Annotated in this window: 19 protein-coding genes and 1 tRNA gene; 6 read left to right on the forward strand and 14 right to left on the reverse strand. The window is 68.8% G+C overall.

The genetic code is table 11. From position 1 onward, the window contains the following. Positions 1 to 32 precede the first annotated feature (32 nt). The 14 genes from HZZ10_RS08170 to HZZ10_RS08235 form a co-directional block, all read right to left on the reverse strand. On the reverse strand, positions 33 to 695 hold the full coding sequence (locus tag HZZ10_RS08170; RefSeq protein WP_179913151.1) for a hypothetical protein: 663 nt from the start codon (positions 693 to 695) through the stop codon (positions 33 to 35). Then, positions 692 to 1,522 carry a DUF4747 family protein gene (locus HZZ10_RS08175; protein WP_179913152.1) on the reverse strand — a complete coding sequence of 277 codons (831 nt, stop codon included), beginning with the start codon at positions 1,520 to 1,522 and terminating at the stop codon, positions 692 to 694. Before HZZ10_RS08175 ends, HZZ10_RS08170 begins: the two co-directional genes overlap by 4 nt. A gap of 372 nt (positions 1,523 to 1,894) precedes the next feature. Next, a tRNA-Pro gene (locus HZZ10_RS08180) sits at positions 1,895 to 1,968 on the reverse strand. Between the two features lie 89 nt (positions 1,969 to 2,057). Continuing rightward, positions 2,058 to 3,455, reverse strand: a complete 1,398-nt coding sequence (locus tag HZZ10_RS08185; protein ID WP_179913153.1) for a UTP--glucose-1-phosphate uridylyltransferase — start codon at positions 3,453 to 3,455, stop codon at positions 2,058 to 2,060. Positions 3,456 to 3,674: 219 nt separating this feature from the next. Then, positions 3,675 to 5,246 carry a ribosome biogenesis GTPase Der gene (der, locus tag HZZ10_RS08190; RefSeq protein WP_228087280.1) on the reverse strand — a complete coding sequence of 524 codons (1,572 nt, stop codon included), beginning with the start codon at positions 5,244 to 5,246 and terminating at the stop codon, positions 3,675 to 3,677. Positions 5,247 to 5,359: 113 nt separating this feature from the next. Further along, entirely contained in the window at positions 5,360 to 6,067 is a 708-nt protein-coding gene (locus HZZ10_RS08195; protein ID WP_179913154.1) for a lysophospholipid acyltransferase family protein, read from the reverse strand. Between the two features lie 245 nt (positions 6,068 to 6,312). After that, positions 6,313 to 7,077: a (d)CMP kinase gene (gene cmk / locus HZZ10_RS08200; RefSeq protein WP_373367324.1), complete on the reverse strand. Its 765-nt coding sequence runs from the start codon at positions 7,075 to 7,077 to the stop codon at positions 6,313 to 6,315. A gap of 20 nt (positions 7,078 to 7,097) precedes the next feature. Next, a complete protein-coding gene (aroH, locus tag HZZ10_RS08205) occupies positions 7,098 to 7,460 on the reverse strand; it encodes a chorismate mutase (protein ID WP_056133258.1) in 363 nt (120 codons plus the stop codon). 83 nt (positions 7,461 to 7,543) lie between these two features. Beyond that, positions 7,544 to 8,335, reverse strand: a complete 792-nt coding sequence (locus HZZ10_RS08210; RefSeq protein ID WP_056133260.1) for a pseudouridine synthase — start codon at positions 8,333 to 8,335, stop codon at positions 7,544 to 7,546. 4 nt (positions 8,336 to 8,339) lie between these two features. Beyond that, positions 8,340 to 9,011 carry an SMC-Scp complex subunit ScpB gene (scpB, locus tag HZZ10_RS08215; RefSeq protein WP_179913155.1) on the reverse strand — a complete coding sequence of 224 codons (672 nt, stop codon included), beginning with the start codon at positions 9,009 to 9,011 and terminating at the stop codon, positions 8,340 to 8,342. Further along, on the reverse strand, positions 9,008 to 10,045 hold the full coding sequence (locus tag HZZ10_RS08220) for a segregation and condensation protein A (RefSeq protein WP_179913166.1): 1,038 nt from the start codon (positions 10,043 to 10,045) through the stop codon (positions 9,008 to 9,010). Before HZZ10_RS08220 ends, scpB begins: the two co-directional genes overlap by 4 nt. Then, complete coding sequence (locus tag HZZ10_RS08225) at positions 10,029 to 10,907, reverse strand: ParA family protein (RefSeq protein ID WP_056133269.1); 879 nt, start codon at positions 10,905 to 10,907, stop codon at positions 10,029 to 10,031. The genes HZZ10_RS08220 and HZZ10_RS08225 overlap by 17 nt, the downstream gene beginning before the upstream one ends. Before the next feature lie 218 nt (positions 10,908 to 11,125). Next, positions 11,126 to 12,079: a site-specific tyrosine recombinase XerD gene (locus tag HZZ10_RS08230; RefSeq protein WP_179913156.1), complete on the reverse strand. Its 954-nt coding sequence runs from the start codon at positions 12,077 to 12,079 to the stop codon at positions 11,126 to 11,128. Positions 12,080 to 12,088: 9 nt separating this feature from the next. After that, entirely contained in the window at positions 12,089 to 13,021 is a 933-nt protein-coding gene (locus tag HZZ10_RS08235; RefSeq protein ID WP_056133274.1) for a heme o synthase, read from the reverse strand. Positions 13,022 to 13,617: 596 nt separating this feature from the next. Between HZZ10_RS08235 and tkt the strand changes: the two genes are divergently transcribed. The 6 genes from tkt (at position 13,618) to HZZ10_RS08265 (ending at position 21,235) form a co-directional block, all read left to right on the forward strand. Continuing rightward, positions 13,618 to 15,795, forward strand: a complete 2,178-nt coding sequence (gene tkt / locus HZZ10_RS08240; protein ID WP_179913157.1) for a transketolase — start codon at positions 13,618 to 13,620, stop codon at positions 15,793 to 15,795. Between the two features lie 251 nt (positions 15,796 to 16,046). Then, positions 16,047 to 17,183: a transaldolase gene (gene tal / locus HZZ10_RS08245; protein WP_056133280.1), complete on the forward strand. Its 1,137-nt coding sequence runs from the start codon at positions 16,047 to 16,049 to the stop codon at positions 17,181 to 17,183. Positions 17,184 to 17,331: 148 nt separating this feature from the next. Then, positions 17,332 to 18,873 (forward strand): glucose-6-phosphate dehydrogenase, encoded by a 1,542-nt coding sequence (zwf, locus tag HZZ10_RS08250; RefSeq protein ID WP_056134239.1) that lies wholly within the window; start codon positions 17,332 to 17,334, stop codon positions 18,871 to 18,873. Between the two features lie 51 nt (positions 18,874 to 18,924). Next, on the forward strand, positions 18,925 to 19,845 hold the full coding sequence (locus HZZ10_RS08255; RefSeq protein WP_179913158.1) for a glucose-6-phosphate dehydrogenase assembly protein OpcA: 921 nt from the start codon (positions 18,925 to 18,927) through the stop codon (positions 19,843 to 19,845). Further along, positions 19,842 to 20,588 carry a 6-phosphogluconolactonase gene (pgl, locus tag HZZ10_RS08260; RefSeq protein WP_179913159.1) on the forward strand — a complete coding sequence of 249 codons (747 nt, stop codon included), beginning with the start codon at positions 19,842 to 19,844 and terminating at the stop codon, positions 20,586 to 20,588. The genes HZZ10_RS08255 and pgl overlap by 4 nt, the downstream gene beginning before the upstream one ends. Further along, positions 20,585 to 21,235, forward strand: a complete 651-nt coding sequence (locus tag HZZ10_RS08265) for a MepB family protein (RefSeq protein WP_179913160.1) — start codon at positions 20,585 to 20,587, stop codon at positions 21,233 to 21,235. Before pgl ends, HZZ10_RS08265 begins: the two co-directional genes overlap by 4 nt. Positions 21,236 to 21,305 lie beyond the last annotated feature (70 nt).

Raw genomic sequence — 21,305 nt, forward strand, 5'->3', positions numbered from 1 at the left:
AGGGCGAGCTTAAACGCAATCTTAAACGCGACTCACATTGACGACAGCTCCTCCTGAGCAAATCTCTCACGGTTACGCCCGATGTTACTAAGTGCACGGATCACGGCCGTTAACTGTAGCAAGACATAGAAAGACAGGCCAGAAATAGCCCCAAGGCCCGCAGATTGAGACAAACTTGGTTGATCGGCTGTTATTTCCGTCCCACCCAACGTAAATAGAAGAATCACCGAAACTAGTGCCAAGAGAATCTGAATGGATGCAGAGTAAAGTAAAGTGAACAGAAGGTCAGCGTAGATGGACTGTTTCGGTATGGGTAGCGTGCCTGATATATCCTGGCCGGACTGCTTAAACTCAAACCCTTCGATTCCCTTGACGACTCGAACTGGTTCGCCGTCGACACTATTGAGCATCATCGCCGCGAGAAGACGATCCGAGGGCAGCGTTAGAACTGTTAGCGCGCCCGCTGAAGACACTCCAAAGCTTAGGGCGCCAAACGCCAAATTGGCAGTCGCTACCTGTCCGAAAGTGACGTTTGGCCCCTCGGCGACCGCCGGCATATGCGGAGCCAAAAGAGAAACGGCCATTGCTACGAAGACCGAGCCGATGAAGTACCGGTGCTTGAAGACGGATTTTCGCCTTGGCCACACATCCTTAGCGAAGAACGTCCTCGAGAATATCTTCTTTGCCCAAGTCACTTGTCTACTGACTCGTCGGCCGGAATTCGAAGCAGCGACGCCTCCGTGAGGAGCGCCTCTGCGGCGTCAAATACCTCGAGCTCTCCAGAGGTGCCGCGCGGGTCCCTTGGAACCTGTACCTTCAACTGCAGTTGGTGCCGACTTAGCGAAACGGTGCTTTCCACGGATGCCCCCTCTTGAGTACCCGTTATCTTTGCATCCTCAACATTCGAGAGGGGCCTCTGCAAGTGTTCGCGAATTAGGTTCACGATCCCTCTCCCCTTTCGAAGACTGTCGCCGCGAGCCGCCTGAACAGCAACGACAGCCTTTTTCCCGCCAGAATTGTCCGCAAGACCGGAAAGGACGTCGCCTGCGTCGTCCCAATCATTATTTGGTCGACGCACAATTAGGGATGCTTCACGAATACGAGTGAAGCGATCGATCTCTCGGGAGAAAGATGGACTCGGCAGAGGATTCAAATCGAATTGAAGATTCTCGGCGATTCCGAGCCGAGCCGCCACGCGGCGGAAGTAGCGCTCCAGGCTGACCACTCCGACTCCGCCGCGTCGAACTTCAAGCATTAGCAGTCTGCGCTCAGGGTCTACGACAAAACGAGTCCGAGTCGCAACCCACCGGCCCTCTCCGAGGTCAGCAATTTCTGTTCGCCCCGTCCTCTCGGAATAGAATAGCGGGTCTTCGCTAGGGTCGCCTGATACCAAACGGAAGCGCCACACGCCATCCACAAACTCAGCGCGCTCAATCACCACAGAATAGTCGGGGCTGAGTTCAATAGCGCTGGTCTGACCATTTTGCCGACCAAGCAGATCGAAGAAATTACTATAATCCATTACACCATTCTCGTGCCTCCCGTGACAAACAAAGGCACGAATAGTCCTGGATGCTTTCCGAACTGCCACAATTTGCCCCCTGCTTTAGTGAACCAGCTAAGACCAGTCGTTTAACCGGCCAGCACGGATACCATGCCCGACTTGGGTGCCACAGGCAACCACCAGAGACGAGCGTACGGGTCGCTCGTCTCCACAAGAGGATGTTTTACGACATTTCAGGTGACTAAATATGACGCTTTACCCGAAAAGGGAGTTTCTCGTGCCCGGAACAAGGTGTAACTTCACCCTTGCCTCGGCCGGATGATTGACCAAAAAAAAGTGGAGCGTAGTTCTGGACTGATCCAGAACTACCCTCCACTTACAAAACACCGGTCGGGCTGACAGGATTTGAACCTGCGACCCCCTGACCCCCAGTCAGGTGCGCTACCAAGCTGCGCTACAGCCCGAAGGTTCTTCAGCCGGCCCGAAGACCGCCTGTGAGAACCTCACTGACCCCGGAGGGCCGAGAAGAACATTACCCCATCCTGAGGGGTGCTCACGACACGTCGAGCCCGTCGGCGCTGATCGTGGCCCCAGACGGGACTGTCTCAGGCTCCCCCAGGTCGGTCAGCCGCGCCTCCCCCACGGCTGTCACACCGGCCTCGAAGGTCCAGTCACCCTCGACCCGCAGCGCCGTGGCCCTGACCAGCGACGGAGCCCCCTGGGCGAACCGAGCGTCGAACTTCCCGATCGTCTTGTAGTGGTCGGTGTCCAGGTCCACGTACGGGGCCTCCACGACCGCTGTGAGCCTGTAGTCCTCCCCCAGCTCGTACACGTCGCTGCGGAGCACCAGGAGGTCGTTGGTGGTCTTCACAGGCAGGAACCTGGACCGGTCGACCTCCAGCACCCGTGCACCCTCGAACACCTCGATGGCGGCCCCCATGGCCGACTCGATCTGGATCACCGGGGTCGACGACGCGTCGGCCGGGTCCACCGTCTTCGAGTTCTTGATGAGCGGCAGCTGCAGCACCCCACCCGTCCGCTCCAGCTCTGCGGCCAGGGCCTTGAGGTCGAACCAGAGGTTGTTGGTGTTGAAGTACTTGTGCTTGGAGATGTCTGCGGCCGCTGCAACGTCCTTGTCGAGGGTCTGGGCCGTCTCCCGCAGGACGATCCTCCCGTCGCTCTTGCGGACCACCTGGTGGCCTCCCTTGCGGTCTGCAGGCGTCCGCACGGCCACCTCCGCACCGAAGGGTGCCCCGGTCTGCGCGAACCATCCCGCGACGGCCGCGTCGGGCGACGCGCCGAGGTTGTCGGAGTTCGACACGTGCGCGTACTCGAACCCGGCCTCCAGGAGCGCTGTGAGCACCCCAGACGTCTGCAGGGCCGTGTACAGGTCTCCGTGGCCCGGAGGGCACCACTCGAGGCTCGGGTCGGCCTCCCACGTCACCGGCGTGAGGTCGTCGGCGCGCAGCTTGGGCTCGCGGTTCTGCAGGAAGTCGAGCGGCACGCCCTCGACAGCCACGTCAGCGTGCTTCTCGAGGGCCGCAAGAGTGTCGTCGCGCGTGCGGAAGCTGTTCATGAAGACGAGGGGCAGCCGCGCCCCGGACGTCTCACGGGCGTGCCGCACCTGCCCGACGATGATGTCGAGGAAGGTCTCGTCGCCGCGGACCGTCAGGAGCGACTTCGCCTTGTCCATGCCCATCGACGTGCCGAGGCCACCGTTGAGCTTGATGATCGCGGTCTTCGCGAGGGCGTCGCGCCCCACCTGCTCGGGGACGTCGAGCTCGGACTGCTTGTCGACGTCGACGAGGGGATCCACGTCGGACTCGGGGATCACACCCGTCTCCCCCGACTCGAGCAGCCTGTAGAAGTGGGAGAAGACGTCGATCGCCGTCTCGGCCACACCGCCGTCGCGCATCTTCTGCTGGGCCTGGGAGAGTCCTGTGTCGCTCATGCCCCGACTGTAGTGAGAACGGCCCCTCCCGGACAGCGGGGACGCTGTGGACGGCACCAGATCACACCAGAACCCGCCCTAGGAGCTCCGGGCAGCCCTCTAGGCCCCGCAACCAGGCACGACAAAGGCCGGGGCCCGCAGACGACTGTCTGCAGGCCCCGGCCTGGTCGGACGATCAGCGCGTGAACGCCAGACCATCAGCGCTTGCGCGCTAGATCGTCAGCGCTTGCGCTTCTCGCGCACGCGCACCGAGATCGAGATGGGCGAGCCCTCGAAGCCGAAGGTCTCGCGCAGACGCCTCTCGATGAAGCGGCGGTAACCGGCCTCGAGGAAGCCTGTCGCGAAGATGACAAACCGCGGCGGGCGCGTGGACGCCTGCGTCGCGAAGAGGATGCGCGGCTGCTTGCCACCACGCAGCGGGTGCGGGTTGGCGGCGACGAGCTCACCCATGAACGAGTTGAGACGCCCTGTTGAGATGCGGGTGTCCCACGAGGCGAGCGAACGCTCGAGGGCCGGCACCAGACGGTCGGTGTGCCACCCGGTCGCGGCCGAGATGTTGACACGCGGCGCCCACTGGACCTGCACGAGGTCCTTCTCGATCTCACGCTCGAGGAACGGACGACGGTCTTCGTCCATGAGGTCCCACTTGTTGTACGCGATGACCACAGAACGACCGGAGTCGATCACCTGCGAGATCACGCGGGTGTCCTGCTCGGTGAGCTTCTCGCTCGCGTCGAGGAGCACCACGGCGACCTCGGCCTTCTCGATCGCGGCCTGGGTGCGCAGCGAGGCGTAGAAGTCGGCGCCCTGCGTCTGGTGCACCCGGCGACGGATACCTGCGGTGTCGACGAAGACCCAGTCCTTGCCCTTGAGCTGGATGAGCTCGTCGACAGGGTCGCGGGTGGTACCAGCGGTCGGGTCGACGACCACGCGCTCGGAGCCCGCCACCTTGTTGAGGAGCGACGACTTGCCGACGTTCGGGCGGCCGACGAGGGCTACGCGGCGCGGGCCGTTCGGGACGGCGACACCGTGCACGGTCTTCTTCGGCAGCTTGCGCATCGCGGCGTCGAGCAGGTCACCGGTGCCACGGCCGTGCAGGGCCGAGACGGGGTGCGGCTCGCCGAGGCCGAGGCTCCACAGCTCCGAGGCGTCTGCCTCGGCGCGCGGTCCGTCGACCTTGTTGGCGCAGAGCACCACGGGCTTGCCGGACTTGCGGAGCAGCTTGACGACCTGCTCGTCGGTCGAGGTCGGGCCGACGGTCGCGTCGACGACGAACATCACGGCGTCGGCGAGGGAGATGGCCACCTCGGCCTGCTCGGCGACGCGCGCCTCGATGCCGGCGACGTCGACCTCCCAGCCACCGGTGTCGACGACCATGAAGCGGCGTCCGCCCCACTCGGCCGGGTAGCTGACGCGGTCACGCGTCACGCCGGGCTTGTCTTCGACGACGGCCTCGCGGCGCCCGATGATCCGGTTGACGAGTGTGGACTTGCCGACGTTCGGGCGTCCGACGATCGCCAGGACCGGCAGCGGCACCCCGGCGTACTCGCCGGTGCCGTCGTCGAACTCGCCGCCGAGGAGCGCGATGTCCTCGTCGCCGAGCTCGTAGTCTTCGAGGCCGACGCGGAGCGCGTGCTCGCGCTGTGCGTCGTCGCCGTCGGACTCCGTGCCGTCGCTCAGGGGCACCTGCTGCTGGGCAGACTCGGGGACGTCAGACGTCGGCTGTGGCGCTGATGTGGGGTCCGCGGTCGTCGCGGTGTCCTCTGAAAGGTTCTGCTCAGGCGTGCTCATACACCTATTCTCCCAGGAACGGCGGCGAATCGGTAACACGGTCGCTCACGACCGCATCACACCGCCTGCGCCCCGAGGCGACACCGAGCCAGCGCCTCGCCGGAGACCACCGATCACACGTCGCGGCGCGGGGCATTCTCGCGGTTCGGGTCGTCGAGAGGCAGTGCGATGCCGCTGCGCTCGACAGCACCGACGACCAGCGCCGAGAGCGCGTCCCGGATCTCGCGGTTGGCAGCCTCGAGGGTCACCCGTCCGGAGACGCCTGGGGTCCGCTCGACGACGATCGGTTCGCCCACCTCGACGTAGAGGCGGCGCCGGAACCCGGGGATCGCACCGACCTTCTGCCCGGTCCGTCGTGTCCCGAGCACAGCCACGGGCACGACAGGCGCGCCCGAGGTCAGCGCGAGCCACGCGACGCCGGCACGGACCTCCGCGAGGTCGCCACGGCCACGGTTGCCCTCGGGGAACACCCCGACAGCTCCCCCGCGCTTGAGCACGGCGAGGGCCGTGGTCAGCGCAGAGCGCCCGCCTTGCCGGTCGACGGGGATCTGGCCGGCGGCCCGCAGCACCGGGCCGAGCGGGCCGCGGAACATCGAGTCCTTGACGAGGATGTGCAACGGGCGCCGCGCGACGCCGAGCACCACGGGGCCGTCCATGAGGCCCGTGTGGTTCGCTGCGACGAGCACGGGGCCGTCGAGCGGCAGGTTCGCGCCGTTGACGACGCGGGTGCTCCAGACGACCTTGGCGAGGAACCGCCCGACCCAGCGCGACCACGCGGGGCCTGAGGGACCCGGGATCGTCGCGAGCGGCGGCTTCGTCACGTCCCGGCGCACGGCAGCCTTGCGGGGCGCATCACCCGATCGGACAGCGTCACTCGACAGTGCAGTGCTGCCCGCCCGGGCAGAGTCTTCCGTCCGGGCAGCCTCGCCCGTCGGAGCAGCATCTTCCGTCCGGGCAGCCTCGCCCGTCCGAGCAGCCTCGCCCGTCCGGGCAGCCTCGCTCGTCCGAGCAGCATCGTCGCCGCCCGGCGCGCCCCCGGTGCTCTCGGTGCCCCCTGCACCAGCCATCAGTGCCGGCCTGAACGCTCGACGACCTCCAGGACGGCCTGGACGGTCTGCTCGAAGTCCAGGTCGGAGGAGTCGACGGTGACCACACCGTCTGCAGCCACGAGGAACTGCGAGACCGTGGAGTCGTCGCGGTCGCGGCGGACCACCTGGTCGCGGGTCGCCTCGACCGAGGACGCGTCGGCGTCGCCGTGAACGTCGAGGGAGCGACGCGCCAGGCGCGCCTCTTCGCTCGCTGTCAGCAGCACGCGGACGTCGGCGTCGGGGGCGACGACGGTCGTGATGTCGCGGCCTTCGGCGACGACCCCCGACCCGCCGGAGAATCCTGCGGTCCGCTCGACGTCGATGATCTCGCGCTGACGGCGGCGCAGCTCGGCGCGCACGTCGAGGTTGGTCGCGACGGCGCTCACAGCGGTCGAGATCGTGGAGTCACGGATGGCCTCGGCGATGTCGACACCGTCGACGTGCACGGTCGGCCCCGCAGGGTCGACACCGATGTCGAGAGGCATCGCTGCGACGAGAGCGGCCACGGCCGACTGGTCGGCGAGGTCGACCTCGTTGCGCACGCACCACCACGTGGCGGCGCGGTACATGGCCCCGGTGTCGAGGTACGCGAGGCCCAGACGGCTCGCGACCTGACGGGAGACGCTCGACTTGCCCGAGCCCGAGGGCCCGTCGAGCGCGATCACCAGAGGACCCGACGCCTCGGCGACGGCGACAGCCACCGCCACGTCAGGGTCGGTCGTGCCGACCAGAGAACCGCTCACAGTCCCACCTACCATCGCCGTCACTGGGCCAGATCCTTCCGCAGGGTCGTCGCGCCGTGCAGGTAGACGTGCTGGACGTCCCTGCGCGGCACCTCGAGGTTGGCGTGCGCCATGAGCCTGACCACGCGCGGCAGCGCGTGCGGCACGGCGATCTCGGTCGCGCACATGAGCGGCACGTCGCCGAGGCCCATCTCGCGCGCCGCGGCCGCCGGGAAGTCCGACACGAGGTCGGGCGTGCACGTGAAGATGATCGAGATGAGCGCCTCGGTGTCGAGGTCGTTGGCCCGCAGGACCTCCTTGACGAGCTCGGTCGTCCGCTCGAAGAGGTGCTCGCGTCCGTCGACGTCGAGCTGCGTGGCACCGCGGATCGCGCGCACCGTCATGGTGACTCCGTTCGGTCAGGCGGGTTCGGGGCTGTGATGCACAGACGGCCGCCGGTCTCCCGGCGGCCGTCTGGATGGTCCTGCTACAGGCCGACCTCGGCCATGAGCGTGCCGAGCTCGGTCTGTCCGATGACGCGCACGCGCCCGGGGCGCAGGTCGCCGAGGCGGATCGGGCCGATCTTCGTGCGGACCAGCTGGGTCACGGGGTACCCGGCGGACTCGAACATGCGGCGGATGATGCGGTTGCGGCCCTCGTGCAGCTCGACCTCGACGAGGCTCGCCTGCGGGGTCGCGTCGATCAGCCTGTACTTGTCGACGGTCGCGACGCCGTCCTCGAGCTCGATGCCCTTGACCAGCTGGGCACCGAGGTTCGCGGGCACGCGGCCCTCGACCTGCACGGTGTACGTCTTGGTGATCTTGTACTTGGGGTGCGTCAGACGGTTCGCGAGCTCGCCGTCGTTCGTCAGGAGCAGCAGACCCTCGGAGTCGGCGTCGAGACGGCCGACGTGGAACAGGCGCTCCGGGCGGTCCGCGACGAACTGCGCGAGCGTCGGGCGGCCCTCGGGGTCGTGCATGGTCGAGACCACGCCGAGCGGCTTGTTGAGCGCCAGCGTGAGGAGAGACATGTCGAGCTGGATGCGCAGACCGTCCACGTGCACGACGTTCTTGTCGGGGTCGATGCGGACGCCGAGCTCGTGCACGGGCACGTCGTCGACCGTCACGCGACCGGCCGTGATGAGGTTCTCGCACGCACGGCGAGAACCCAGCCCTGCCGTCGCGAGGACCTTCTGCAGGCGCACACCGTCAGGGACGTGGACGTCGCGGGGCGCTTCCTGCGGGCGGGCTTTCTTGCGTCCGCCACGGGTGTTGCTCATGTACTCAATCCTCCAGTTGTGCCACTGCGGGCTGTTCTGCCGCCTCGGCGGTCTGACCCTGCGCCCAGCGACCTGTCAGCTGACCACGACCGGGGTCGTCGGGCAGCTCCAGGGCGTCGATCTCGGGCAGGTGCGGAGCCAGTGCGGGCAGCTCGTCGAGTGACGACAGGCCCATTCGCTCCATGAAGTATCCCGTAGTCCGGTACAAGAGCGCACCACTGGACTCGTCGGAGCCGTCTTCGACGATCAGACCACGCATGGTCAGCGTGCGCACCACGCCGTCGACGTTCACGCCACGGACGGCCGAGACCTGACCACGCGTGACCGGCTGACGGTACGCGATGACGGCCAGGGTCTCCAGCGCGGCCTGCGACAACCGGGCCGACTGTCCCTCCGTGACGAACTGCCCGACGACGTCCGCGAAGTCCGGCGCAGAGTAGATCCGCCACCCGCCGCCGGCCTCGCGCAGCTCGAAACCAGGCCTGCGCTCGGCAGCCTTGTACTCGCTCTCGAGCCGCCACAGGTGGTCGGCCGCGCGGTCGACGGGGATGCCGAGGGCCGCCGCCAGGCGCACGACTGAGACGGGCTCGTCGGCGACCATGAGGATCGCCTCGATCGCCGCGAGGACACCGCCGGGGCGGTCTTCGAAGGGGACGTGCTCGGCGTCGACGGTCATGAGGTGGCTCCGTCGTCGGTCGACGGATTCGCGGCGCGGTCGAGGGACGCCCCGGCTGACTCGGTCGTCGTCCCCCGAGCAACCGGTCCGGAGTTCCCCGCGGCCAGCTGCGCGATGGTCTCGTCCGTCACGCTCTCGGCCGCCACCATCTCGGGCTCGTCGCCGGGCTCGGGCTCGTCGAAGTCGCCGCGGACCTCGACGTCGCTGTCGTCGTCGCCGGTCCAGCGGACCGTGAGCTCGGCGAGCGGGGTCATCTGGTCGAAGCCGACCACGCCCTCCCGGAACAGCTCGAGCAGCGCGAGGAACCGCGCGACCACCACGAGGACGGAGCCTGCGTCAGTGACCAGGGTCCGGAAGGTCAGCGCCCCACCGGCCCGCAGCCTCTCGACGATGATCGCCGCCTGCTCGCGCACGCTCACCGCGGGGGCGTGCAGGTGCGCGACGTCGACGGTCGGCGGAGCCGGCTTGGGGGCGAGGGCGTGCGCGGCGAGAGCAGCGAGATCCTGGGGCGTGGTCGTCCAGACGAGCTCGGGCAGCAGGGCCGCGAACTGCGCCTCGAGCGGGACCGAGCGCGGTGTCCGGCGCCCCTGCTCGGCGAGGCGCTCCGAGAACACCCCGGCGAGCTGCTTGTACGCCCTGTACTGCAGCAGCCGCACGAAGAGCAGGTCACGGGCCTCGAGCAGCTCGAGGTCCTCAGAGTCTTCGACGTCGCCCGCGGGGAGCAGACGCGCGGCCTTGAGGTCGAGCAGCGTCGCGGCGACGAGCAAGAACTCGCTCGTCGTCCCGAGGTCCCGCTCCCCCGACCTCAGGTACGCGATGAACTCGTCGGTCACCTGCGCGAGGGCGATCTCGGTCACGTCGAGCTTGTGCTTCGCGATGAGCGAGAGCAGCAGGTCGAAGGGCCCCTCGAAGTTGTCGAGGTGGACGGCGAAGGCCGTCGAGCCCTGGTCGGCCGCCTCCGTCACCGACGCCCCGTCACCCGGGGCGTCGAGCAGCGCGACGTCGGTCGCCGACGCCTCAGGCTGCGTCGCCACGAGCGATGAGCTCACGGGCCAGCTGACGGTAGGAGACCGCACCCGAGTGGGTCGGCGCGTAGGTGGTGATCGGCTCTGCGGCGACCGAGGCGTCCGGGAACTTCACGGTCCGCCCGATCACGGTCTGCATGAGCGTGTCGCCGAAGGCCTCGTACACCCGGGCGACGACCTCGCGGGAGTGTAGCGTGCGCGGGTCGAACATCGTCGCGATGATCCCGTCGACCTCGAGGCGCGGGTTGAGCCTGTCGCGGACCTTCTCGATGGTCTCGACGAGCAGGGCGACACCGCGCAGCGCGAAGAACTCGCACTCGAGCGGGATGAGCACACCGTGCGCGGCGGTCAGCGCGTTGACGGTCAGCAGACCGAGCGACGGCTGGCAGTCGACGAGGATCACGTCGTAGTCGTCGAGGACCGGCCGCAGCACGCGGGAGAGCACCGACTCGCGGGCGACCTCACCGACGAGCTGGACCTCGGCGGCCGACAGGTCGATGTTGGCCGGCAGCATGTGCAGGCCCTCGACGTTGGTCGGCACGATGATGTCGTGGATGTCGGCCGAGCGCTCCATGAGCAGGTTGTAGACCGTGCGGTCGAGCTCGTGGGGGTTGATCCCCAGCCCGACAGACGCGGCGCCCTGAGGGTCGAAGTCGACGATGAGCACCCGGCGCCCGTACTCCGCGAGGCACGCCGCGAGGTTGATGGTGGTCGTCGTCTTGCCGACTCCACCCTTCTGGTTGCACATCGCGATGATGCGCGCGGGACCGTGCCCCGAGAGCCGCGCGGGCTCGGGGAAGTCGGGAAGGAGGCGCCCCACCGGGTCGCGGCGGGGCTCGTTCTCGGTGCTGCTCGGGGCCTGACTACTCACGCGGCAACGCTACCGCAGCCCTGCGTCACGCGGCTGCAAGCGCGCCGAACGCTCACTTCACCTCAGCGCGCCGAGGTCGCACTCCGGCCGCCGAGGTCGCATCCCCGTCGCCGGACGGCCTCGCGGGAGACCAGGCGACCTCGTGAGGCGCTGGCCTGGGCGATCCGAGAGCGTCGGTAGGACCTCTCACTCGTAATGAGAAGCCGAGACCGTCCCGATCAGGCGAGCGCCCGCGGGTGGGACTGGACGTAGACCTCGCGCAGCGAGTCGGCCGTGACCATCGTGTACAGCTGCGTCGTGGTGACCGACGCGTGCCCGAGCAGCTCCTGGACCACACGGACATCCGCGCCGCCCGACAGCAGATGGGTCGCGAAGGAGTGCCGCAGGGTGTGCGGGGAGATGTGCTCTGCCCCGGGCAGCCCCGCAGCCTCGGCCGAGGACCGCAGCACCTGCCATGCGCTCTGCCTGCTGAGCCGCGCACCACGGGTGTTGAGGAACACCGCGGGTGTCCCCCGCCCAGCGGCCATGAACACCGGGCGCGTCCGCACGAGGTACGCCTGGAGCGCCTCGACAGCGAAGGACCCGACGGGCACCACGCGCTCTTTGCTGCCCTTGCCGAACAGCCTCACGGCCTCGAGACCCGGGGTGAGGTCGAGGTCGTCGATGTCGAGGTTCACAGCCTCGGAGATGCGCGCCCCGGTCGAGTACAAGAGCTCGAGCAGCGCCCTGTTACGGACGGCTGCGACGCCGTCGCCCGCCCCGGCAGCGGCGAGCAGACGCTCGACGTCGTGGGTCGAGATGGCCTTGGGCAGCCGCTTGCCCTGGCTCGGCGGACGGACCGCGGCGGCAGGGTTGGTGTCGACCTGCCCCTCGGCGACGCAGAAGGCGTGCCAGCCGCGCACAGCGGCGAGGCTGCGCGCAGCCGAGCCCGCGGCGAGCGGAGCCCGACCGTCCGAGCCGGTCCGGACCGCCGTGACGTAGTCCTCGACGACGGTCGTCGTCACATCGCCGAGGGAGAGCTCACGGGACTCGAGATACCCGACGTAGCGGTCCAGGTCCCGCCTGTACGCGGCGACGGTGTTGGCGGAGCGCCCGCGCTCGATCGTCAGGTGGTCCAGGTACCCCTGGACGGCACGACGCAGGACGTCGCCCCGGGTGCCCGCTGCGACCACCCGGTCACCTCAGAAGGGGAGGAAGACGTCGACCGCGACGGCGACGAACAGGAGCGTCAGGTACGTGATCGAGCCGTGGAAGACCTTCATCGCGCCGAGCTTGCCGCGGCTGGGGTCTGCGGCACGGCGGTACATGCCGATGCACTGGGCGAGGAACCACGCACCGAGCAGCGAGGCGACGACGGCGTAGACCCACGTCATGCCCTCGAGGGGCACGAGCGCGAGGGAGCAGGCGATCATGGCGACCGTGTAGATGATCATCTCGCGGGCGACCTTGAGGTCGTCGGCGACGACGGGGAGCATCGGCACGCCGGCCTCGGCGTAGTCGCGGCGGAACTTCATCGACAGCGGCCAGTAGTGCGGCGGCGTCCAGAAGAAGATGACGAGGAACAGCGCGACGGCGCCCCAGCTCAGGCCGCCGGTCACGGCCGACCAGCCGATGAACACCGGCATGCAGCCCGCGATGCCGCCCCACACGATGTTCTGCGGGGTACGGCGCTTGAGGATCATCGTGTAGCCGACCACGTAGATCGCGATCGCACCGGCGGTCAGCAGGGCCGAGGCCATGTTGACGAAGACGGCGAACCAGACGAGGGAGACCGCTCCGAGCACCAGGCCGAAGATCAGCGCGTTGCGGGGCGAGACCTCACCGGTGACGATCGGGCGCCGCTTGGTGCGGTTCATCTTCTCGTCGATGTCACGGTCGATGTAGCAGTTGAGGACACCCGAGGCGCCCGCAGCGGCAGCACCGCCGACGAGGGTCGCGAGCACGAGCCAGAGGGAGGGGAAGCCGCCCTCGGCGAGCATCATCGTCGGGATCGTCGTGACGAGCAGCAGCTCGATGACGCGCGGCTTGGTCAGCGCGACGTACGCCCCGATCCTCCGGCGCAGCACTGCGCCCTTGGTCTGCTGCCCGACCGCAGGCAGCGGCTCACCTGCCACGTGGTCGCTGGGCAGGTGGGCCGAGGCGGGACTCGATGTGTGCACGCGTGCCGATTTCCGTTCTGCGTCCGAGAGAGGCCGGCCCCGTCGCGGGATGATCCGCGTCCAGGCCAGCACAACGTCTGACTCATCGTACGTGCCCTAGGTCGTTCGTCCCGGCCATCCGCGCTCACCAGAGATGTGATCTGTGCGGACGACTCGTCACCCGCCCGACCGCGACACGATTGTTAACGTTCACACTTCCGTCCCCCGGAGGCGCTAGCCTGCCGGGAGATGTTGCACAGCCATCCCGCAGGAGCCTGCGCTCGACGTCTGCCCGACGCCTGCCCGACGACGAGCAGAGGTCAGGCAGGCAGCGGGACGGCCGCGGGCTCCGCTGACCGTCACACGGACGTGACCGCCCCTCACAGGGCTCACGAGCGTAGGGTGGAAGGCGGAATCCAGAGCGACAGTCGGGCCCGCCCGCCGACGACCACGGCCTCGCCGTGACCGTACGACGCACCAGCCCGCCACCTGCTGGCGTCCTCCGACGCCTCGCAGGCTCTGACCACGACGAATTCGGGCGTGCACGCACGCCACGACAGAGATGAGGTTCGGTGAACTCCTTCACCCCAGCGCAGCAGCCCTTCGACTGGTCCGAGCTCGACGACCGTGCGGTCGCGACCATCAAGGCCCTCGCCGCCGACGCCGTCGAGAAGGTCGGCAACGGTCACCCGGGTACCGCGATCTCGCTCGCGCCCGCCGCGTACACGCTGTTCCAGAAGGTCATGCGCCACGACCCGAGCGACTCGCACTGGGTCGGTCGCGACCGCTTCGTGCTCTCGGCCGGCCACTCGTCGCTGACCATCTACCTCCAGCTCTTCCTCTCGGGCTACGACGTCGACCTCGACGACATCAAGTCGCTGCGCACCTGGGGCTCCAAGACCCCCGGTCACCCCGAGTACACGCACACCGACGGTGTCGAGATCACCACAGGCCCCCTCGGCCAGGGCCTCGCCTCCGCCGTCGGCATGGCCATGGCGGCCCGTCGTGAGCGCGGTCTGCTCGACCCGAGCACCGCCCCCGGCGAGAGCCCCTTCGACCACTCGATCTTCGTGATCGCCGGCGACGGCGACCTGCAGGAGGGCGTCACCTCCGAGGCCTCGTCCCTCGCGGGTCACCAGCAGCTCGGCAACCTCGTGGTCATCTACGACCAGAACCAGATCTCGATCGAGGACGACACCAACATCTCGTTCTCCGAGGACGTCCTCGCCCGCTACGAGTCCTACGGCTGGCACACCCAGCGCGTCGACTGGACGCAGGGTGGCACCGGCTACGTCGAGAACGTCGAGGAGCTGCACGCAGCGCTCTCGGCTGCGAAGGCCGAGACCGGCAAGCCGTCGATCATCGCGCTGCGCACCATCATCGGCTGGCCCTCGCCGAAGAAGCAGAACACCGGCAAGATCCACGGCTCGGCCCTCGGTGCCGACGAGGTCGCAGGCCTCAAGGTGAACCTCGGCCTCGACCCCGAGAAGTCCTTCGACGTGGCTGACGACGTCCTCGCCCACGCCCGCGAGGTCGGTGCCCGCGGCGCCGAGGCCCGCAAGGCCTGGACCGTCGGCTTCGACGCGTGGAAGACCGCCAACCCCGAGGGCGCAGAGCTCCTCGAGCGCCTCACCACCCGCACCCTCCCCGAGGGCTGGGACTCCGTGCTCCCGACCTTCGAGGGTGGCAAGGACGTCTCGACGCGCGCCGCCTCCGGCAAGGTCCTCACGGCCCTCGCACCCGTGCTCCCCGAGCTCTGGGGCGGGTCGGCCGACCTCGCCGAGTCGAACAACACCACCATGGAGGGCGAGCCGTCCTTCATCCCGGCCGAGCACTCCACGGCGGCCTGGACCGGCAACCCGCACGGACGCACGCTGCACTTCGGCATCCGTGAGCACGCCATGGGCGCGATCCTCAACGGCATCGTGCTGCACGGTGGCACCCGCGCCTACGGCGGCACCTTCCTGGTCTTCTCCGACTACATGCGCCCGGCGGTCCGCATCGCGGCCCTCATGCGCATCCCGTCGACCTTCGTCTGGACGCACGACTCGATCGGTCTCGGCGAGGACGGCCCCACGCACCAGCCGATCGAGCACCTCGCCGCGCTGCGTGCGATCCCGGGTCTCGACGTCGTGCGCCCCGCGGACGCGAACGAGGTCGCCTGGGCCTGGAAGACGATCCTCGGCCACACCGACCGTCCGGCCGGCATCGTCCTGACCCGTCAGAACGTCCCGACCTACGAGCGTGGAGAGGGTGCCGCCACCGGCGAGACCTTCGCCTCTGCGGCCGGTGTCGCGAAGGGTGCCTACGTCCTCGCCGAGGCGCCGAACGGCACCCCGGACGTCATCCTCATGGGCACAGGCTCCGAGGTCCAGCTGGCGGTCGACGCCCGCGAGGCCCTCAAGGCCGAGGGCGTCAACGCCCGCGTCGTGTCGATCCCGAGCCGCGAGTGGTTCGACCAGCAGGACGCCGAGTACCGCGAGTCGGTCCTCCCCGCCTCGGTCAAGGCCCGCGTGTCGGTCGAGGCCGCTGTGGCCCAGGGCTGGCGCGAGCTCGTCGGAGACGCCGGCCGCTCGATCTCGATCGAGCACTACGGTGCCTCCGCGGACTTCAAGACGCTGTACCGCGAGTTCGGCATCACGACCGAGGCCGTCGTGGCCGCGGCCAAGGAGTCCATAGAGGCTGCGGGTTCCGCAGCTCCCGGTGCCTCCGCCACCCCCTCCGAGGGCGGGACCGCCGACCGTCCCTGACGCGTGCGAGCACGCCTGCGGTGAGGGTCCCCTCGGGGGCACCGCACCACAGGTGTGAGGCACGAGACGCACGGCTCTGATCGCGGGCTGCGTCCTTCTCTGATCTGATGGAACAGGGACGGACGCAGCCCGTCGTCGTCTGCCCAGCGCGACCGCACGACCAGCACCACCACACGACGAGCACCACCCGCAGCGCGAGCACACAGCACCCGCCGCAGCAGCACCCAGCAGCACGAGGAGAGGTCCACACCGTGACAGAGAACGGCAGCACTCCCACCCAGTCCGAGGCCACGACCCGACTCAGCGCAGAGGGGGTCGCCATCTGGCTCGACGACCTCTCCCGCGAGCGGATCACGACAGGCAACCTCGCCGACCTCGTCGCCACCCGCGACGTCGTGGGCGTCACCACCAACCCGACGATCTTCGCGAGCGCGCTCTCTCAGGGGCAGAGCTACGACGAGCAGCTCACGGAGATCGCCGCGCAGGGCACCGACCTGGACGATGCCGTCTGGGAGATCACCACCCGCGACGTCCGCGACGCCTGCGACGTCCTGCGACCCGTCTACGACCGCTCGGGCGGCGTCGACGGCCGCGTGTCGATCGAGGTCGACCCGCGCATGGCGCAGGACCCCGACGCGACAGGCAGGCTCGCCGAGCGCCTGTGGTCGACCGTGGACCGCCCGAACCTGTTCATCAAGATCCCCGCGACCGAGAAGGGTCTCTCCGCGATCACCGCGGCGATCGCCCAGGGCATCAGCGTCAACGTCACGCTGATCTTCTCCCTCGAGCGCTACTCCGCGGTCATCGACGCGTACCTCACAGGCCTCGAGCAGGCGCTCGAGGCAGGCCGCGACGTCTCCGACCTCGCGTCGGTCGCGTCCTTCTTCGTCTCGCGCGTCGACGGGTCTGTCGACAAGCAGCTCGAAGAGATCGGCTCCGACGAGGCCAAGAGCCTCCTCGGCAAGGTCGCGATCGCCAACGCCCGCCTCGCCTACGAGATCCACCGCGAGACGCTCGCCTCCGACCGCTGGAAGGCGCTCGAGGCACGCGGCGCACGTCCGCAGCGCCCGCTCTGGGCCTCGACGGGAGTCAAGAACCCCGACTACCCCGACACGCTCTACGTCACCGAGCTCGTCGCACCGGGCGTGGTCAACACCATGCCCGAGAAGACCCTCCAGGCCGTCGCCGACCACGGCGAGATCACCGGCGACACGATCACCGGGACCTACGACGAGGCGCGTGCGACGCTCGACACGTTCGCGCGTCTCGGCGGTGACCTCGCCGAGGTGACACGTAACCTCGAAGAAGACGGCCTGCAGAAGTTCGAGGCCAGCTGGGACGAGCTGCTCCAGACAGTCCGCGACGGACTCTCCGGGGCCTCCTCCTGAGACACCCAGGACTCAGGTCCTAGAGTCCTGCTAGACATGACTGGTCTGCGGCGCAGCGTCGCAGACCAGTCGTTCGACACGTCAGACAGACAAGTCAGACCGTGGGCGTGACCTGGACAGGCCACACCCGGAGAAGATGGTGGCGCCCGTGAGACCCGCAAAGATCGAAGCCGACTCCAACCCGCTGCGCGATGCGCGCGACCTGCGCCTGCCGCGCATCGCCGGACCGTCCGGTCTCGTGATCTTCGGCGTGACCGGAGACCTCGCCCGCAAGAAGCTCATGCCGGCCGTCTACGACCTCGCCAACCGTGGCCTGCTGCCCCCAGGCTTCGCGCTCACGGGCTTCGCCCGGCGCGACTGGGAGGACCAGGACTTCGCGAAGGTCGTCCACGACGCCGTCAAGGAGCACGCCCGCACGCCCTTCCGTGAAGACGTCTGGAACCAGCTCGCCGAGGGCATCCGCTTCGTCCAGGGCTCCTTCGACGACGACGAGGCCTTCGAGCGCCTCAGCCAGACCGTCGCCGAGCTCGACGAGGAGCGCGGCACCAAGGGGAACCACGCGTTCTACCTCTCCGTGCCGCCGAGCGCCTTCCCCGTCGTCTGCCGCCAGCTCGCCCGCTCGGGTCTGTCGAAGTCGCCCGAGGACGCCTGGCGCCGCGTGGTGATCGAGAAGCCCTTCGGCCACGACCTCGCCTCCGCCCGCGAGCTCAACGACGTGGTATCCGAGGTCTTCGCCCCCGAAGACGTGTTCAGGATCGACCACTACCTCGGCAAGGAGACGGTCCAGAACCTCCTCGCCCTGCGCTTCGCGAACCAGATGTACGAGCCGATCTGGAACGCCAACTACGTCGACCACGTGCAGATCACCATGGCCGAGGACATCGGCATCGGTGGCCGCGCCGGGTACTACGACGGCATCGGCGCAGCGCGCGACGTCATCCAGAACCACCTGCTCCAGCTCCTCGCCCTCACGGCGATGGAGGAGCCGGTCTCCTTCGCGGCTGACGACCTCATCGCCGAGAAGATCAAGGTCCTCTCCGCGATGCGCCTGCCCAAGGACCTCGGCAAGCACACAGCCCGCGGGCAGTACGCCTCCGGCTGGCAGGGCGGCGAAGAGGTCGTCGGCTACCTCGAGGAAGAGGGCACAGACCCCGCCTCGACGACCGAGACCTACGCGGCGATCCGTGTCGACATCGACACCCGTCGCTGGGCCGGCGTGCCCTTCTACCTCCGCACCGGCAAGCGCCTGGGCCGCCGCGTGACCGAGATCGCCGTCGTGTTCAAGAAGGCGCCGCACCTGCCCTTCGAGTCGACCGCGACGAGCGAGCTTGGCAAGAACGCGATCGTCATCCGCGTCCAGCCCGACGAGGGCATCACGCTGCGCCTCGGCGCGAAGGTCCCCGGCACCGCGATGGAGGTCCGCGACGTCACGATGGACTTCGGCTACGGCCACGCCTTCACCGAGTCCTCCCCCGAGGCCTACGAGCGACTCATCCTCGACGTGCTCCTCGGCGACCCGCCCCTCTTCCCCCGCCACGAGGAGGTCGAGCTCTCGTGGAAGATCCTCGACCCGATCACGAAGTTCTGGGAGAGCAAGGGCACCCCGGACGCGTACCGCTCCGGCACGTGGGGCCCGGACTCCGCCGACGAGATGCTCGCCCGCGACGGCCGGTCCTGGCGTCGGCCCTGACGAGCCACCGGACCTCACCGACCTGCGCCTGACCGACTGAGAGAGCACACCATGATCATCGACATGCCGGAGACGACAGTCAGCGCTGTCGCGCGTCGTCTCATCAAGATCCGCGAGGAGGGCGGGGCGATCGCCCTCGGCCGCGTCCTCACCCTCGTCATCGTCGCCGACGAGAACGAGATCGAGGAGGCGGTCGACGCCGCCAACGACGCGAGCCGCGAGCACCCGTGCCGCATCGTCGTCGTCTCGACCGCCGAGGGCCGCCCCGACCAGCTCGACGCGGAGATCCGCGTGGGCGGCGACGCCGGGGCCAGCGAGGTCATCGTGCTGCGCCCGTCCTCGGTGGTCGCCCAGCACCCGGACACGCTCATCATGCCGCTGCTGCTGCCCGACGCACCGATCGTCGCCTGGTGGCCCAACGAGGTCCCCGACAGCCCGTCGACCGACCTCGTCGGGCAGATGGCGAAGATCCGCATCACGGACAGCCTCAACTGCACCTCGCCGAGCGCCACGCTCGAGACGCTCCGCAAGAACCACCACCCGGGTGACATCGACCTGTCGTGGACCCGCGTGACGGTGTGGCGCGGGCTGCTCGCCGCGATGCTCGACCAGCCGCCCTACGAGCCCGTCACCGGTGTGACCGTCGAGGGCTCCGAGGCTCACACCTCGGTCGACCTCCTCGGTGCCTGGCTCGCCGAGAAGCTGCGGTGCCCCGTGACCATCACGCGGAACACCGACGAGCTGGCGATCACCAAGGTCGTCCTGCACCGCAAGTCCGGCGACATCGTGCTCGACCGTCCCGACGGCCGGGTCGCGACGCTCTCGCAGCCCGGTCAGCCGGACCACCGCATCACCCTCCCGGTGCGCTCGCTCCGCGAGTGCCTCTCGGAGGAGCTCCGCCGTCTGGACCCCGACGAGGTCTACGGCGAGGTCCTCGCCAAGGGTCTGCCCCGCGTGACGGCCTCCGCATGAGCCCGCAGTCCCGGCTGGTGGTCGTCCACCCGGACGCGCAGATCCTCGCCGAGGCTGCGGCGTCACGGCTCCTCACCCGGATCCTCGACCTGCAGTCCGTGCGCTCCCCCGTGCACGTGGTCCTGACCGGCGGGACCGTGGGGATCAAGACTCTCGCGGCCGTCGCGACGAACCCCGTGCGCGACGCCGTCGACTGGACGGGCGTGCACCTGTGGTGGGGCGACGAGCGCTACCTGCCCGCCGGCGACGCGGACCGCAACGAGACCCAGGCCCGTGAGGCGCTCCTGGACCACCTCGACGTGCTGCCCGCGGAGAACGTGCACGCGATGCCGTCCGTCGACGGTGACGTGGACGTCGACGCGGCTGCAGCGCTCTACGCCGAGGAGCTCGCGCGCTTCGCCCCCGAGGGTGCAGTGGCGCCCGTCTTCGACATCACGCTGCTGGGCATGGGCCCCGACGCGCACGTCGCGTCGCTGTTCCCCGGGCACCCCGGTGGGACCGTCACCGGGCAGAGCACCGTCGGTGTGCGGAACTCCCCGAAGCCGCCGCCCGAGCGTGTCTCGCTGACCTTCGAGACGATCCAGGCCTCCCACGAGGTGTGGATCATCGCCGCCGGCGCCGAGAAGGCCGACGCCGTCAAGGCCGGTCTGTCTGGCGCAGACAAGGCCGAGGCGCCGGCGGCTGCGGCTGTCGGTGCTCAGCTCACGCTGTGGCTGCTCGACTCGGCGGCTGCCGGACGATGACCCACGCAGCCCAGGCTGCGCACGACGAGGGCGAGACCGTGAGCGGTCTCGCCCTCGTCGTGCGAGAGCTCTTCTCCCCGCTCGGACTGGCTGTGGTCTCTGAGGTGGTGGAGCCCGAGAGCGCCGAGTACGACGGGATGCTGGTGGGCGTGGGCGTGGGCGTGGGCGTGAGCGTGAGCGGTCTGGATCGCCCGGACCCCGAGGGCGTCCGCACCAGCGACGCACCTGAGGCCGTTGCCCAGGGCCAAGCCCAAGCCCAAGCCCAAGCCCAAGTGAGGGTCCGCTCGGGGAAGATCACCCCGACCAAGGTCGGCCTCTTCGTCACGCACTGGCGGCGGACCGCAGACGGCACCACCGGCCCCTACGGGGTGCACGACAGCGCGGACACGCTCCTCGTCACCGCCGCCGAGGATGGGCCGCACCCGGCACGCGGGGTCTTCGTCTTCGACCGTGCGTCACTGGTGTCTCACGGCATCGTGGAGGGCGACGGCCACGGCGGCAAGCGCGGCTTCCGTGTCTACCCGCCGTGGTCCCTCACCGCTCCCGGGCAGGCCGCGCGCACCCAGCGGTGGCAGGTCGAGCACTTCGTCCCGCTGCCCCTCGGCGATGGCGACCTGGGACGAGCGCGCAGGCTCTTGGGGCTCTAGCGCGCCGCAGACGGCAGACGGCAGACGGCAGACGGCAGACGGCAGACGGCAGACGGCAGACGGCAGACGG

The organism is Sanguibacter inulinus, assembly GCF_013415325.1.
GTDB classification, from domain to species: domain Bacteria; phylum Actinomycetota; class Actinomycetes; order Actinomycetales; family Cellulomonadaceae; genus Sanguibacter; species Sanguibacter inulinus.